Here is a 15,985-nt window from a genome sequence, read left to right as displayed (position 1 = left end):
GTCACACGCCGTTCTTCTCGAACTACCGTCCGCAGTTCTACTTCCGTACGACTGACGTAACCGGTTCGATCGAGCTGCCGGCTGGCACCGAAATGGTTATGCCGGGCGACAACGTTCAGATGACCGCAACTCTCATTGCCCCGATCGCAATGGACGAAGGTCTGCGTTTCGCAATCCGTGAAGGCGGTCGTACCGTCGGTGCGGGTGTTGTTGCGAAAATCATCGAATAATTTTTGAGATTTTGCACGATTGAGTGCTTGATCTTGGATGTGCGGGCGGCTATAACCCGCCCGCACACCCCGCCACCCGGGCGGGATTTAGTCAGGAAGAAGATAAGCTTTTCAACTTTCTGATGTCTTGTAGGAGTGTAGCTCAGTTGGTAGAGCATCGGTCTCCAAAACCGAGTGTCGGGGGTTCGAGTCCCTCCTCTCCTGCCACTTTTTCCGGGTTGTGAAATAAAGCATTAGAAAGCGGTGTAACCCCGACAATGGCTAAAACGTCGCCAGCACAATTCGTACAGCAGGTCCGCTCCGAAGCGAAAAAAGTTTCGTGGCCGTCCCGTAAGGAAACGACTGTTTCGACCATCATGGTTTTCGTGATGGTTGCTCTTGCGTCTGTTTTCTTCTTTGTTGTCGATCAGCTCCTCGCATGGGGTGTTAAGCTGGTCTTTGGTGTTGGGGGTTGATTATGGCGCATCGCTGGTACGTTTTGCACGTTCACTCCGGTTTTGAGAAAAAGGTCGCCCAGTCGATCCGCGAACAGGCCATCAAGAAAGGTCTGGAAGGCGAGATCGAAGAAGTTCTGGTGCCGACCGAAGAGACTGTCGAGGTCCGTCGCGGCGCAAAGGTCAATGCCGAGCGGAAGTTTTTCCCGGGCTATGTCCTGCTGAAGATGGATCTCACTGACGAAAGCTGGCACCTGGTCAAGAACACCGCCAAGGTTACCGATTTCCTCGGCAGCCGTGGCAAGCCGATGCCGATTTCCGAAAAGGAAGCTCAGCACATTCTGCATCAGGTGCAGGAAGGTGTTGATCGTCCGAAGCCGACCATCGCATTCGATATCGGCGAGGAAGTACGTGTTTCCGACGGTCCGTTTGCATCGTTTAACGGGATTGTCGAAGGGGTTGATGAAGAACGTGCACGCCTTAAGGTGTCTGTTTCGATCTTCGGTCGTTCAACTCCGGTCGAGCTGGAATACACCCAGGTCGAGAAGCTTTAAAAAAACGATCTTGAAAATTTAAGTCGCTGCTTGTATACGCAGGCAGCAATCAAGGCGCGGGAGGTCAGCCATGGCCGTACCGCGCGCTTCTTTAAGAGGTACCCTAATGGCGAAGAAAATCGACGGCTATCTTAAGCTGCAGATTCCCGCCGGCAAAGCCAACCCGTCGCCGCCTGTCGGCCCGGCTCTTGGTCAGCGCGGCGTGAATATCATGGAATTCTGCAAGGCGTTCAACGCAGCGACCCAGCAGATGGAACCTGGTATGCCGATTCCGGTCGTCATCACCGTTTATTCCGACCGTTCCTTCTCTTTCGTAACCAAAACCCCGCCGGCATCCTACTTCCTGAAAAAGGCAGCAGGTATTGCCAAGGGCTCCGGCACCACCGGTAAAGGTTATGTTGGTAAAGTAACCAAAGCACAGGTCAAAGAAATCGCAGAAGCCAAAATGGCTGACCTCAACGCATTTGACGTTGATGGCGCGATGGCAATGATCGAGGGCTCTGCCCGTGCGATGGGTCTCGAGGTTGTGGAGTAAGACGATGGCCAAGACTGGTAAACGCCTTGCCCAGGCCTATGAGGGCATCGACCGTAACACCCAGTACGAACTTGCAGCTGCTGTAAAGCTCGTCAAAGAAGGTGCAAAAGCCAAATTCGATGAAACCATCGAAATGGCCATGAACCTTGGTGTTGATCCGCGTCACGCTGACCAGATGGTCCGTGGTGTTGTTTCCCTGCCGCATGGTACCGGTAAAACCATGCGCGTTGCTGTCTTCGCAAAAGAAGCCAAAGCAGAAGAAGCCCAGAAAGCTGGTGCAGACGCTGTTGGCGCCGAAGACCTGATGGAAGCAATGCAGAAAGGCGATCTGAACTATGATCGCGTTATTGCAACCCCGGACATGATGGCTGTTGTCGGCCGTCTCGGTAAGGTACTCGGCCCGCGCGGCCTGATGCCGAACCCGAAACTCGGCACCGTGACCATGGATGTTGCGACCGCTGTTTCCGACGCAAAAGCTGGCCAGGTCCAGTTCCGCGCCGAGAAAAACGGTATCGTTCATGCAGGTATCGGCAAGGCATCGTTCAGCGAAGAACAGATCCTTGAGAATGCAAAAGCATTCGTCGATGCGATCGTTAAGGCAAAACCGACAGGCGCAAAAGGTGTTTACCTGCAGCGCGCTGCGATCAGCTCCACCATGGGTGCTGGCGTGAAACTGTCGATTGCTGACATCGCGTCGAAGTAAGAAAATTCGAATTCTGACCGGTCTTCGGATCGGTCAGGACCGGAGAGGGCTCAGTGCCCTCTCTACCTGTCTGTCCCAGACTGCAGGTGAGTGGGATTTGCCACTCTTAATTCCCTGCATAGGCAGAGGTTCCGGTTCTTAGTTTTCCCCATCGGGGATTCACACAAGGCTTGAACATCTGGCAAACGGACGGGCGTCACAGACCAGTTCGAAAGGACTGGTCGCGTCTGTGAACCTCCTTGTGGGGTTCAGGGCAATAAGCAATGTCGGAGACTAAAAGTGAACCGCGATGAAAAACAACAGTTCGTAGCAGAAATGCGCGAAGTGTTCGAAGGTGCGGAAGGCGTCGTCATCACCCAGTATAAGGGTCTGACGGTTGCTGAAATCACCGCTCTTCGTGCACAGATGCGTGATTCTGGTGCGGGCTTCAAGGTCACCAAAAACCGGCTTACGCGACTTGCTCTGGAAGGCACCAAATTTGCTGGTCTTGCAGACTACTTCACCGGTCCGACCGCGATTGGCTATTCAGCTGATCCGGCTTCGGTCGCAAAAGTAGCCTCCGAGTTCGCGAAATCCAACGACAAGCTGGTTCTTGTTGCTGGTGCCATCGGCGAACAGGTTCTCGATGAACAGGGCATCAAAGCTCTGGCAGAACTGCCGTCGCTGGACGAACTTCGTGCGAAACTGGTTGGTATGATCCAGACCCCGGCACAGCGTATCGCTACGCTGACCTCCAAGCCGGCGGGCCAGATCGCCCAGGTGCTGAAGGCATATGCCGACAAAGGCGAAGCCGCGTAAACCAAAGTAATCAGATATCTCAGATATCTAAGTTCAAGCCTAGGAGTATAGTAAAATGGCCGATCTTAAGGCACTCGTTGACGAGCTTTCCAAGCTCACCGTTCTTGAAGCTGCAGAACTTTCCAAAATGCTCGAAGAAGAGTGGGGCGTTTCCGCCGCTGCTCCGGTAGCTGTTGCTGCTGCTGGTGGCGCTGCTGCCGGTGGTGCTGCTGCTGAAGAAAAAACCGAATTCGACGTTATCCTCGCTTCTGCTGGCGACAAGAAAATCAACGTCATTAAAGAAGTACGCGGCATCACCGGTCTTGGCCTCAAAGAAGCCAAAGACCTGGTTGAAGGCGCTCCGAAAGCCGTCAAAGAAGGCGTTGCTAAGGACGAAGCCGAAGAAATCAAGAAGAAGCTGGAAGAAGCCGGCGCAACCGTCGAACTCAAATAATCGACGGCTTCTTGCCAAGGTCTGGGTCGGCGTCCTTCGGGCGCCGGCCCTTCCGTCTCTGTGCACTACGGCAATCGTGCCGAGCCCGTGCAGAGGCGCGAACAGGAATTTAACGGTTGACGCTGCCAAAGGTAATCGTACATAACGTAAGGCCGTTTAGGTCAGAGGTTATCTTTGACGGCGTCGACAGCCGAGGGATCAGTGATCTCAATCAAGTTGGATGTCAAATAACATCCACAGTCATAATCAAGTGAACGCCCGCCCCGTACGGGGCTCGGGCGTCGTTGTGCTGTATGCGTTTTGCGCGACTCGCGAACGTGACAGAGCAGGGACGAACGAGTTCGGACGGTGTGGGGAGGCGCGATTAAAGGAACGATGATGGATAAGTCCTTTACTGGTCGAAAGCGCATCCGCAAAAGCTTTGGACGGATCAGCGAAGTCGCTCCGCTCCCGAATCTCATCGAGGTTCAAAAGAATTCCTACGATAAGTTTTTGCAGACCGGAATCTCGCAGGAGCAGCGAGACGATGCAGGTCTTCAGGAAGTATTCAAGAGCGTCTTTCCGATTAAAGATTTTTCGGAACGCGCAACTCTTGAATTTGTTTCCTATGAGCTTGAGCAGCCCAAATACGATACCGAAGAGTGCCGCCAGCGTGGTATGACCTTTGCCGCACCACTGCGTGTAACTCTGCGTCTGGTTGTCTGGGATATCGACGAGGACACGGGTGCCCGTTCGATCCGCGATATCAAGGAACAGGACGTTTACATGGGCGACATGCCGCTCATGACCGAACACGGTACCTTTATCGTGAACGGCACCGAGCGTGTGATTGTGTCCCAGATGCACCGTTCGCCGGGCGTCTTCTTCGACCATGACAAGGGCAAGAGCCACAGCTCGGGCAAATATCTGTTTGCCGCACGTGTCATTCCGTATCGTGGTTCCTGGCTCGATTTCGAATTCGATGCCAAAGACATTCTTTACGTCCGTATCGACCGTCGCCGCAAACTGCCGGCGACCACGCTGCTTATGGCTCTTGAAAACGAAGAGTCCGAACAGCTGCGTGCACAGCGTGCCGAAGAAGGCCGCTCTGTCGATCCGTCGGAAATCGAAGGTCTGACCCCGGAAGAAATCCTCAACTATTACTATGAGTCGGCTGAATACCGCCGCACCAAGGATGGTTGGGTTACCGATTTCAGCGTCGAGCGTTACATTGGCCAGAAGCTTGTCTTCGATCTGATCGATGCCAAAAGCGGCGAAGTTGTTGCTGCGGCTGGTTCCAAGATCACCAAGCGTTCTGCTGGTAAAATCGCCGAACAGGGTGTTACCGAGATCCTCGTGCCTGAAGAGCAGCTTAACGGCTGGTTCATGGCTGATGACCTCATCGATGGTGAAACCGGCGAGATCCTGGCAGAAGCCGGCCACGAACTGACCGAGGAAGTGTTCGAGCAGCTGAAAGAATGGGGTGTTGATTCCGTTCGTCTGCTGATGATCGACCACAACCAGGTTGGTCCGTATCTGCGCAACACCATGGCACTGGACAAGAACAGCAACCGCGAAGAAGCCCTTGTGGACATCTATCGCGTGATGCGCCCGGGTGAACCGCCGACCCTCGAGGGTGCGGAAGCCATGTTCAAGGGCCTGTTCTTCGATTCAGAACGTTATGACCTTTCCGCGGTTGGCCGCGTGAAAATGAATGCGCGTCTGAACCTCGAATGTGCAGACACCGTTCGTATCCTGCGTCGCGAAGACATTCTGGAAGTCGTCCGTGTTCTGATCGACCTGAAAGACGGTCGTGGCGAGATTGACGATATTGACCACCTCGGTAACCGTCGTCTGCGTTCGGTTGGCGAGCTGATGGAAAACCAGTTCCGCGTTGGTCTGCTGCGTATGGAACGTGCGATCCGCGAGCGTATGAGCTCGGTCGAGATCGACAACGTCATGCCGCATGACCTGATCAATGCCAAGCCGGTTGCGGCTGCTGTTCGTGAATTCTTCGGCTCCTCGCAGCTGTCGCAGTTCATGGACCAGACCAACCCGCTTTCGGAAATTACCCACAAACGTCGTCTTTCGGCGCTTGGCCCGGGTGGTTTGACCCGTGAGCGTGCAGGCTTTGAAGTGCGTGACGTTCATCCGACCCACTATGGTCGTATCTGCCCGGTTGAAACGCCGGAAGGTCCGAACATTGGTCTGATCAACTCGCTGGCGACCTTTGCCCGCGTCAACCAGTACGGCTTCATCGAAAGCCCGTATCGTAAGGTTGTCGACGGTAACGTCACCGCAGAGGTTATTTACCTCTCGGCGATCGAAGAAGGCCGTTATGTCATCGCACAGGCAAACGAACCGCTTAACGCTGACTTCAGCTTCACCAACGAACTGATCAACACCCGTAAGGCCGGTGACCACTACATGGCCCGCTCCGAAGAGATCGACCTGATGGACGTCTCGCCGAAGCAGCTGGTATCGGTCGCATCCGCGCTCATTCCGTTCCTCGAGAACGATGACGCGAACCGCGCACTGATGGGCTCGAACATGCAGCGTCAGGCGGTTCCGTTGATCCGCTCCGAGGCGCCGTATGTCGGGACCGGTATGGAAGTTCCGGTGGCACGTGATTCGGGTGCAACCCTGATCGCACGCCGTGATGGTGTTGTTGAATCCGTTGACGCGACTCGTATGGTCATTCGCGCAACTGGTGACATTGCTGCTTCGGAATCGGGTGTCGATATTTACACCCTGCTGAAATATCAGCGTTCCAACCAGGGCAGCTGCATCAACCAGCGTCCGCTGGTGAAAGTTGGCGATGTTGTCCAGAAGGGTGACATCATTTCGGATGGTCCGTGTACCGATATGGGTGAACTCGCTCTCGGCCGTAACGTGCTTGTCGCGTTCATGCCGTGGAACGGTTACAACTTCGAGGACTCCATCCTTCTGTCCGAACGTATTGCCCGTGATGACGTCTATACCTCGATCCACATCGAGGAATTCGAAGTCATGGCCCGCGATACCAAGCTCGGTCAGGAAGAAATCACCCGTGATATTCCGAACGTCGGTGAAGAAGCGCTCAAAAACCTCGACGAGGCGGGCATTGTCTACATCGGTGCGGAAATCAAGCCGGGCGATATCCTTGTCGGTAAGGTAACGCCGAAGGGCGAAAGCCCGATGACGCCGGAAGAAAAACTTCTGCGCGCCATCTTCGGTGAAAAAGCATCTGACGTTCGCGATACCTCGCTTCGTGTCCCGCCGGGACAGTTCGGTACCATTGTTGAAGTCCGCGTGTTCTCACGTCGTGGCGTTGACAAGGACGAACGTGCTCTGGCGATCGAACGCGCAGAAATCGAACGTCTCGCACAGGACCGCGATGACGAACGCGCGATCCTCGAGCGTAACTTCTATGGTCGTTTGCAGAACCTTCTGGTTGGTCAGAAACTGGTCGATGGTCCGAAGGGCCTGACCGGCGAGTTGACCGAAGAAAGCCTGTCGGGTGTTGCCCGTGGTCTTTGGCGCCAGATCGCTGTTGCAGATGACAATGTCATGTCTGACATCGAAGCTCTGAAAAAACAGTTCGAGGAATCGATTGCTGTTCTTCAGGCCCGCTTCGATGACAAGGTCGACAAACTGCAGGCCGGTGACGAACTGCCGCCGGGCGTGATGAAGATGGTCAAAGTCTTCGTCGCAGTTAAACGTAAAATGCAGCCGGGTGATAAAATGGCCGGCCGTCACGGGAACAAGGGTGTCGTATCGCGCATTATGCCGGTTGAAGACATGCCGCACCTCGAAGACGGTACGCCGGTCGATATCGTTTTGAACCCGCTGGGTGTTCCGTCGCGTATGAACGTCGGCCAGATCCTTGAAACCCACCTTGGTTGGGCGTCTCGTGGTCTGGGTGAACAGATCGGCGAACTCGTCGATGCTGTTGCCGATGGTCGTGGCGAGATGGATGACCTGCGCAGCAAGCTTAATGATGTCTACGAAGGCGAAGAATACATCGCCGGCATCAAAGAGCTTTCTGATGGCGAAGTTATTGAACTTGGTAACAACCTGCGTCGCGGCGTCCCGATGGCCACCCCGGTCTTCGACGGTGCCCGTGAGCCGGATGTTGTTCGTATGCTTGAAAAAGCAGGCCTCGATGGTTCTGGCCAGGTCGACCTCTATGACGGTCGTACCGGTGAGAAATTCCATCGCAAGGTGACAGTGGGCTATATCTACATGCTCAAACTGCACCACTTGGTCGACGACAAGATCCACGCACGTTCGATTGGTCCGTACTCTCTTGTTACCCAGCAGCCGCTGGGTGGTAAGGCGCAGTTCGGTGGCCAGCGTTTCGGGGAGATGGAAGTGTGGGCACTCGAAGCTTACGGTGCCGCTTACACCCTCCAGGAAATGCTTACGGTCAAGTCGGATGACGTTTCGGGCCGTACCAAGGTCTACGAAGCCATTGTTCGCGGCGAAGACACCTTCGAAGCCGGCATTCCGGAATCCTTTAACGTTCTCGTTAAAGAACTCCGTTCGCTTGGCCTCAATGTCGAGCTTGAGCAGAACGATTTCTAAGTGTTTGGCTGACAGGGGTGCCCATCCGGGCATCCCGGTCGCCAAATCGCATCTTTCGGCCTGAAATTGGCGAAACCCGGCGAGACCGGGCATAGCGGGAGAGCCTTTATGAACGAGTTGATGAAGATCTTCGGGCAGCCGCAGGGCACCCAGAGCTTCGATCAGATCCGGATTCAGATTGCCAGCCCGGAGCGTATCCGCTCCTGGTCGTTCGGCGAGATCAAGAAACCGGAAACCATCAACTACCGGACCTTCAAACCGGAGCGCGACGGCCTGTTCTGTGCGCGCATTTTTGGTCCGGTGAAGGACTACGAATGCTTGTGCGGCAAGTACAAGCGTATGAAGTATCGCGGCATTATCTGTGAAAAATGCGGCGTCGAAGTGACTCTGGCCAAAGTACGTCGTGAACGTATGGGCCATATCGAACTGGCGGCACCTGTTGCCCACATCTGGTTCATGAAGTCGCTGCCGAGCCGTCTGGGTCTGCTGCTGGACATGACGCTCAAGGATCTTGAGCGCATTCTGTACTTCGAAAACTATGTGGTTATCGAACCGGGCCTTACCCCGCTTAAAATGGGTGAGCTCCTGTCCGAAGACCAGTATATGACCGCCCAGGAAGAATATGGCGAAGACAGCTTCCGCGCCGGTATCGGTGCAGAGGCCATCCGCGATATGCTTGCGGCGATCGACCTTGATGAAGAACGCGAAACCGCGAAAATCGACCTCAAGGAAACCAATTCCGAAGCCAAGCGCAAGAAGCTGGTCAAGCGTCTCAAGCTGATTGAGGCCTTCCAGGAATCAGGCGCACGCCCGGAATGGATGATCCTTGAAGTGATCCCGGTTATTCCGCCGGAACTGCGCCCGCTGGTTCCGCTGGATGGCGGCCGTTTCGCGACCTCGGATCTGAACGATCTTTATCGTCGTGTGATCAACCGTAACAACCGTCTGAAGCGCCTGATCGAGCTTCGTGCGCCTGATATCATCGTGCGTAACGAAAAACGTATGCTTCAGGAATCGGTTGACGCGCTGTTTGATAACGGCCGTCGCGGTCGTCCGATCACCGGTGCCAACAAGCGTCCGCTCAAATCGATGTCGGACATGCTTAAAGGTAAGCAGGGTCGTTTCCGTCAGAACCTTCTGGGTAAACGCGTCGACTATTCCGGTCGTTCGGTTATTACCGTGGGTCCGAACCTGAAACTGCACCAGTGCGGTCTGCCGAAGAAAATGGCGCTCGAACTGTTCAAGCCGTTCGTTTACGCGAAGCTGGAACTGTACGGGATGGCGACCACCATCAAGGCTGCAAAGCGCATGGTGGAAAAAGAGCGTGCCGAAGTTTGGGATATCCTTGAACAGGTTATCCGTGAACACCCGGTCATGCTTAACCGCGCACCGACGCTGCACCGTCTTGGTATTCAGGCGTTCGAACCTACCCTGATCGAAGGTAAGGCCATCCAGCTGCACCCGCTCGTTTGTACTGCGTTTAACGCGGACTTCGACGGTGACCAGATGGCTGTTCACGTACCGCTGTCGCTTGAAGCCCAGCTTGAAGCACGTACCCTGATGATGTCGACCAACAACATCCTGTCGCCGGCGTCGGGTAAACCGATCATCGTGCCGTCGCAGGACATCGTCCTTGGTTTGTACTACATCTCCATGGAGCGTGATGGTCAGCCGGGCGAGGGCATGTCGTTTGTCAACATCGCCGAGATCGAGCAGGCACTGGATGAAGGTGTTGTAAACCTGCATTCCAAGGTCAATGCCCGTTACCACACGGTTGATGAAAACAACGAACCGATCACCGTTCGTGTTGCCACCACCCCGGGCCGCATGTTGCTGTCGGAACTTCTGCCGCGTCATCCGCGCATTCCGTTCTCGACCATCAACAAGCTGCTGACCAAGAAAGACGTCTCGAACGTTATCGACGTCGTCTATCGTCACTGTGGCCAGAAAGAGACCGTTATCTTTGCTGACCGCATGATGGGCCTTGGTTTCAACTGGGCATGTAAAGCCGGTATTTCGTTTGGCAAGGATGACATGATCATTCCGGACGCCAAGGAAAAGCTGGTTGGCGAGACCCATGAAAAGGTCAAGGAATACGAGCAGCAGTACCAGGATGGTCTCATCACCCGTGGTGAGAAATACAACAAGGTTGTTGACGCCTGGGCACAGTGCACCGACGACGTTTCCGAAGCGATGATGAAAGTCATCTCGGCAACGGCTGAAGGTGACAATGTGAACTCGGTTTACATGATGGCGCACTCCGGTGCCCGTGGTTCTGCCGCCCAGATGCGTCAGCTGGCTGCTATGCGTGGCCTGATGGCGAAACCGGATGGCTCGATCATCGAGACGCCGATTATTTCGAACTTTAAAGAAGGCCTGACCGTGCAGGAGTACTTCAACTCCACCCACGGTGCTCGTAAAGGTCTGGCTGATACCGCACTGAAAACGGCGAACTCGGGTTACCTGACCCGTCGTCTCGTTGACGTGGCCCAGGACTGCATCATCACTCAGCATGATTGCGGTACCGATCGTGGTCTCGACATCGCAGCCGTCGTCGACTCCGGTGAGGTTATCGAAACCCTTTCCGATCGTATCCTCGGTCGTTTCACCGCTGACGAGATTGTCAATCCGTCGACCGGTGAAATCATCGTACCGAAGAACGAAATGGTCGAAGAAGATCACCTTGATCTGATCGAAAAGGCTGGCGTCGAAATGGCGCGTATCCGTTCGGTTCTGACCTGTGACGCCGAAACCGGTGTTTGCGGCCATTGCTATGGTCGTGACCTAGCCCGCGGTACCACGGTCAACATCGGTGAAGCTGTCGGTGTTATCGCCGCACAGTCGATCGGTGAACCGGGTACCCAGCTGACCATGCGTACGTTCCACATTGGTGGTGCCGCGCAGCGTGGTGCAGAAGTTTCCGGTGTCGAAGCTAACTTCGATGCCACCGTGAAACTGAAAAACCGCGCGGTTGTTGAGAACTCGTCGGGCGTGAACATCGTCATGGCGCGTAACCTCGAGATCCTGTTGATCGACAAGACCGGTCGTGAACGTGCGAAATATCGTGTTCCGTATGGTGCGAAACTTCTGACCGATGAAGGCGCGCAGGTTACCCGTGGCCAGAAACTGGCTGAATGGGATCCGTACACCCTGCCGATCATCACCGAGAAAGAAGGTTACGTGAACTATGTCGACCTTCTCGAGAACGTAACCATTCGCGAAGTCTATGACGAAGCGACCGGTATCGCCTCGAAGACGGTTATCGACTGGAAGAGCATGCCAAAGGCATCCGACCTTAAGCCGCGCGTTACCCTGCGTAACGAAAACGGCGAGGTCATCAACCTGGATAACGGTCTTGAAGCCCGTTACTTCCTCTCGGTTGATGCTATTCTCTCGGTCGAGAACGGTCAGAAGGTCGCCGCTGGTGACGTGCTCGCACGTATCCCGCGTGAAGGTTCGAAAACCCGTGACATTACCGGTGGTCTGCCGCGCGTTGCCGAGCTGTTCGAAGCCCGTAAACCGAAAGAACACGCGATTATCTCGGATATCCCGGGTCGCGTCGAATTCGGCAAGGACTACAAGAACAAGCGTCGCGTCGTGGTTCATCCGCTCGAAGACTCGGGTCTGACCGAACCGGTCGAATACCTGATCCCGAAAGGCAAGCACCTTGCCGTTCAGGAAGGCGACTTTGTCGAGCAGGGCGATCAGCTTCTCGATGGTTCACCGGTTCCGCACGACATTCTGCGTGTTATGGGCGTCCCGGCACTGGCAGATTACCTGGTCAACGAGATCCAGGAAGTCTACCGTCTGCAGGGCGTGAAGATTAACGACAAGCACATCGAAGTCATCGTACGTCAGATGCTGCAGAAAGTGGAAATCACCAAACCGGGTGACACCACGCTTCTGGTTGGCGAAATCATTGACCGCGTTGATTTTGATGCCGAAAACGAACGTGCTCTTAAAGAAGGCGGCGAACTGGCCGAAGGTGCACCGGTCCTCCAGGGGATCACCAAAGCCTCGCTCCAGACGCACTCCTTCATTTCGGCCGCGTCGTTCCAGGAAACCACGCGTGTTCTTACCGAGGCTGCTGTCTCGGGCAAAACCGATACGCTTATCGGTCTGAAAGAGAACGTCATCGTGGGTCGTCTGATCCCGGCTGGTACCGGTGCGGTGATGAACCGCTTCCGTGCACTGGCTGCCGAACGCGACAAAAATGTACAGATCGAAGCAGAAGAAGAAATCGGCGACAACTTTGGTCCGCAATCCGATACTGCTTCACTGCCGGCAGGCGAATAACATCGTCGCGTCAGACAGTTAAAAAGAATCAGAAACGAGCCGGACTCTTATCGACGCACCGGCTCGTTTCGGCGTTTGAAGCGCCAACTCGAAGGCCCAGAGGGTTTTGCTTGACGCAAAAGGGGCCCGTCACTAGTATGCGCCCACCGAATCTAGGGGGGTGCAACTGTGCCGGTGCCGTTTTGTGCGGTAGCGGGCGGTTTTCGCCCCCCATCGCTTGAGTGCGACTCTGACGGCCGTCGAGGCAGGAACTCCTGCTTTTATGGGCGTCCGCGCGTGTTTTTGTACTTGTACAAAGACGCGTGGTCGCTCGTCGTGCGTCGATAAGAGCAACGCCCTAGTGGCGTCCGTTAAAGTAAAAGGGAAAGTTAATGCCCACTATTAACCAGTTGATCCGCAAAAAGCGGACTCCGCGCACCCAGCGCGATATGGTTCCGGCACTGGAAGCATGCCCGCAGAAACGCGGCGTTTGCACCCGTGTCTATACCACCACCCCGAAGAAGCCGAACTCGGCACTTCGTAAGGTTGCTCGTGTTCGTTTGACCAACGGCTACGAAGTTACCTCTTACATTCCGGGTGAAGGCCACAACCTGCAAGAACACTCCGTCGTAATGATCCGCGGCGGCCGTGTAAAAGATTTGCCGGGTGTCCGTTACCACATCATTCGCGGTACCCTCGATACGCAGGGTGTCAAAGACCGTAAACAGCGTCGTTCGAAATACGGCGCGAAGCGTCCGAAATAAGGAGCAGCTCAGATGTCACGTCGTCACGCTGCTGAAAAGCGCGAAGTTCTGCCTGACGCCAAATATGGCGATAAGGTTCTGACCAAGTTCATGAACGGTCTGATGCTGGATGGTAAAAAATCCGCAGCTGAAAAGATCGTTTATGGTGCCCTGGAAGTTATGGAAGGCAAGGGTGCAGACCCTGTTGCCCAGTTCCACGAAGCCATGGATAACGTGAAGCCGAACGTCGAAGTTCGTTCGCGCCGTGTTGGTGGTGCTACCTACCAGGTTCCGGTTGAAGTTCGTTCCGAGCGTCGTCAGGCTCTGGCCATTCGTTGGCTGGTTGACGCTGCGCGCAAACGTTCCGAGACCACCATGGTTGGTCGTCTTGCAGGCGAACTGATGGACGCAGCCAACAACCGTGGCTCGGCCGTCAAGAAACGCGAAGATACCCACCGTATGGCCGAAGCCAACAAGGCTTTCGCTCATTATCGCTGGTAACCCAGACCTCAGGATCAAGAGTCGATTATGGTACAACGTACTCCGATCTCTCGGTATCGCAATATTGGCATCATGGCACACATCGATGCTGGTAAAACCACGACAACCGAGCGAATTCTTTTCTACACCGGCAAGTCCTACAAGATCGGCGAAGTCCACGACGGCGCCGCGACCATGGACTGGATGGAACAGGAACAGGAACGCGGCATTACGATTACGTCTGCTGCAACTACCTGCTTCTGGAACGATCACCGTGTTAACATCATTGATACCCCGGGCCACGTTGACTTCACGATTGAAGTTGAACGTTCGCTCCGCGTTCTCGATGGTGCTTGCGCGGTCTTCGATGCCGTTTCCGGTGTTGAACCGCAGACCGAAACCGTTTGGCGCCAGGCTGACAAATACCACGTACCGCGTATGTGCTTTGTCAACAAAATGGACCGTACCGGTGCGGACTTCTTCCGTTGCGTTGAGATGATGAAAGAACGTCTCGGTGCCAATGTCGCTGTTATGCAGCTGCCGATTGGTTCCGAAGGCGAATTCGAAGGTGTTGTCGATCTCGTTCGCAACAAGGAAATCGTCTGGAAAGACGAAAGCCTTGGTGCAGAATTCGAATATCGCGACATCCGTGACTCGCTTGCTGACCAGGCTGCGGAATACCGCGAAGCCCTGATCGAACAGGCTGTCGAGTGCGACGAAGCAGCAATGGAAGCTTACCTCGAAGGCGAAATGCCGACCGAGGAAGTTATCAAGAAGTGCATCCGCAAAGGTACGATCGCTGGTAACCTTGTTCCGGTCCTTCTGGGTACCGCGTTCAAGAACAAAGGCGTTCAGCCGCTTCTTGATGCTGTTGTCGACTACATGCCGGCTCCGGATGACATCGACGATGTTCGTGGCGTTAAGCCGAACACCGAAGACGAGCCGGATACCCGTCCGCTGACCGACGAAGCACCGTTCTCTGCTCTTGCGTTTAAGATCATGTCCGACCCGTTCGTCGGTTCCTTGACCTTCATTCGTATCTATTCCGGTGTTCTGGATGCCGGTTCGTATGTTCTCAACTCTGTTAAAGAGAAAAAAGAACGCATCGGCCGTATGCTTCTTATGCATTCAAACAACCGCGAAGAAATCAAATACGCATGCTCGGGCGACATCGTTGCTCTGGTTGGCATGAAGGACACCACCACTGGTGATACCCTTTGTGACCCGGCCAAGCCGATCATTCTCGAGCGTATGGAATTCCCGGATCCGGTTATCGAAATCGCTGTTGAGCCGAAATCGAAAGCCGACCAGGAAAAAATGGGTCTCGCCCTTGCACGTCTTGCACAGGAAGATCCGTCGTTCCGCGTTAAATCCGACCACGAATCCGGCCAGACCATCATTTCCGGTATGGGCGAACTTCACCTCGACATTCTTGTCGATCGTATGAAGCGTGAATTCAAAGTCGAAGCAAACGTCGGCGCGCCGCAGGTTGCTTACCGTGAGACGATCTCGAAAGAAGTCGATATCGACTACACCCACAAAAAACAGTCGGGTGGTTCGGGTCAGTTCGCACGTATCAAGTTGACCTTCACCCCGGGTGAACCGGGTTCGGGCTTCTCCTTCTCCGATACCGTTGTTGGCGGTAACGTTCCGAAGGAATACATCCCGGGCGTACAGAAAGGTCTCGAAAGCTCGCTGCAGAGCGGTGTGATCGCAGGCTTCCCTGTAACCGACTTCTCTATCAAGTTGACGGACGGTGCATACCACGACGTTGACTCGAGCGTCATGGCCTTCGAAATCGCTGCTCGCGCAGCATTCCGCGAAGGTTTGGCAAAAGCTTCTCCGAAGCTGCTCGAGCCGATCATGAAGGTCGAGGTAGTTACCCCGGAAGAATACATGGGCGATATCATTGGCGACCTGAACAGCCGTCGTGGCCAGGTCCGTGACATGGACTCCCGTGGTATTGCACGCGTTGTTAACGCGTTCGTACCGCTGGCGAACATGTTCGGTTACGTCAACACGCTGCGCTCCATGTCCCAGGGCCGTGCCCAGTTCGTGATGCAGTTCGATCATTATGCCGACGTCCCGCAGGCAGTTGCGGACGAAGTCAAAGCCAAATCGGCCGGCTAAGGGCCAGCTAGAATAAACGGAGTTAGAAATGGCTAAAGAAAAGTTTGAGCGTACAAAACCGCACGTTAACGTTGGCACTATCGGCCACGTTGACCACGGTAAAACCACGCTGACCGCAGCAATCA

Annotated in this window: 12 protein-coding genes, 1 tRNA gene and 1 pseudogene; all 14 read left to right on the top strand. The window is 54.8% G+C overall.

The window, feature by feature from the left end; all coding sequences use genetic code 11:
* Nucleotides 1-230, top strand: a pseudogene (gene tuf, locus AUQ41_RS05000) (elongation factor Tu); the annotation flags it as partial.
* Between the two features lie 131 nt (nucleotides 231-361).
* Nucleotides 362-437: transfer RNA gene (locus AUQ41_RS04995), tRNA-Trp, on the top strand.
* Nucleotides 438-487: 50 nt separating this feature from the next.
* The gene (gene secE / locus AUQ41_RS04990) at nucleotides 488-685 is read left to right on the top strand and encodes a preprotein translocase subunit SecE (RefSeq protein WP_040824880.1); all 198 of its coding nucleotides are present in this window, start codon (nucleotides 488-490) and stop codon (nucleotides 683-685) included.
* Nucleotides 686-687: 2 nt separating this feature from the next.
* Nucleotides 688-1,218, top strand: coding sequence for a transcription termination/antitermination protein NusG (gene nusG, locus AUQ41_RS04985; protein ID WP_008892331.1), 531 nt, complete (start codon nucleotides 688-690; stop codon nucleotides 1,216-1,218).
* A gap of 106 nt (nucleotides 1,219-1,324) precedes the next feature.
* A complete protein-coding gene (gene rplK / locus AUQ41_RS04980) occupies nucleotides 1,325-1,753 on the top strand; it encodes a 50S ribosomal protein L11 (RefSeq protein ID WP_008892332.1) in 429 nt (142 codons plus the stop codon).
* 4 nt (nucleotides 1,754-1,757) lie between these two features.
* Entirely contained in the window at nucleotides 1,758-2,456 is a 699-nt protein-coding gene (rplA, locus tag AUQ41_RS04975) for a 50S ribosomal protein L1 (RefSeq protein WP_063087032.1), read from the top strand.
* 279 nt (nucleotides 2,457-2,735) lie between these two features.
* A complete protein-coding gene (gene rplJ, locus AUQ41_RS04970; RefSeq protein WP_008892334.1) occupies nucleotides 2,736-3,254 on the top strand; it encodes a 50S ribosomal protein L10 in 519 nt (172 codons plus the stop codon).
* A gap of 55 nt (nucleotides 3,255-3,309) precedes the next feature.
* The gene (gene rplL, locus AUQ41_RS04965; RefSeq protein ID WP_063087031.1) at nucleotides 3,310-3,687 is read left to right on the top strand and encodes a 50S ribosomal protein L7/L12; all 378 of its coding nucleotides are present in this window, start codon (nucleotides 3,310-3,312) and stop codon (nucleotides 3,685-3,687) included.
* A gap of 378 nt (nucleotides 3,688-4,065) precedes the next feature.
* Entirely contained in the window at nucleotides 4,066-8,232 is a 4,167-nt protein-coding gene (gene rpoB, locus AUQ41_RS04960; protein WP_063087030.1) for a DNA-directed RNA polymerase subunit beta, read from the top strand.
* A gap of 108 nt (nucleotides 8,233-8,340) precedes the next feature.
* The gene (rpoC, locus tag AUQ41_RS04955) at nucleotides 8,341-12,528 is read left to right on the top strand and encodes a DNA-directed RNA polymerase subunit beta' (RefSeq protein ID WP_008892338.1); all 4,188 of its coding nucleotides are present in this window, start codon (nucleotides 8,341-8,343) and stop codon (nucleotides 12,526-12,528) included.
* A 371-nt stretch (nucleotides 12,529-12,899) separates the two neighbouring features.
* Nucleotides 12,900-13,271 carry a 30S ribosomal protein S12 gene (gene rpsL, locus AUQ41_RS04950; RefSeq protein ID WP_008892339.1) on the top strand — a complete coding sequence of 124 codons (372 nt, stop codon included), beginning with the start codon at nucleotides 12,900-12,902 and terminating at the stop codon, nucleotides 13,269-13,271.
* 12 nt (nucleotides 13,272-13,283) lie between these two features.
* The gene (gene rpsG, locus AUQ41_RS04945; RefSeq protein WP_007092426.1) at nucleotides 13,284-13,751 is read left to right on the top strand and encodes a 30S ribosomal protein S7; all 468 of its coding nucleotides are present in this window, start codon (nucleotides 13,284-13,286) and stop codon (nucleotides 13,749-13,751) included.
* 27 nt (nucleotides 13,752-13,778) lie between these two features.
* On the top strand, nucleotides 13,779-15,860 hold the full coding sequence (gene fusA / locus AUQ41_RS04940; RefSeq protein WP_008892340.1) for an elongation factor G: 2,082 nt from the start codon (nucleotides 13,779-13,781) through the stop codon (nucleotides 15,858-15,860).
* Between the two features lie 28 nt (nucleotides 15,861-15,888).
* A partial coding sequence (locus tag AUQ41_RS20505; protein WP_039011239.1) for a GTP-binding protein occupies nucleotides 15,889-15,985 on the top strand: 97 nt, incomplete at its 3' end.

This window comes from Thalassospira sp. MCCC 1A02898 (assembly GCF_001618185.1).
In the GTDB taxonomy this organism is placed as follows: Bacteria; Pseudomonadota; Alphaproteobacteria; order Rhodospirillales; family Thalassospiraceae; genus Thalassospira; species Thalassospira tepidiphila.
Note: the sequence above shows the minus strand (reverse complement) of the source record. Positions and strands in the feature narration are given on the sequence as shown.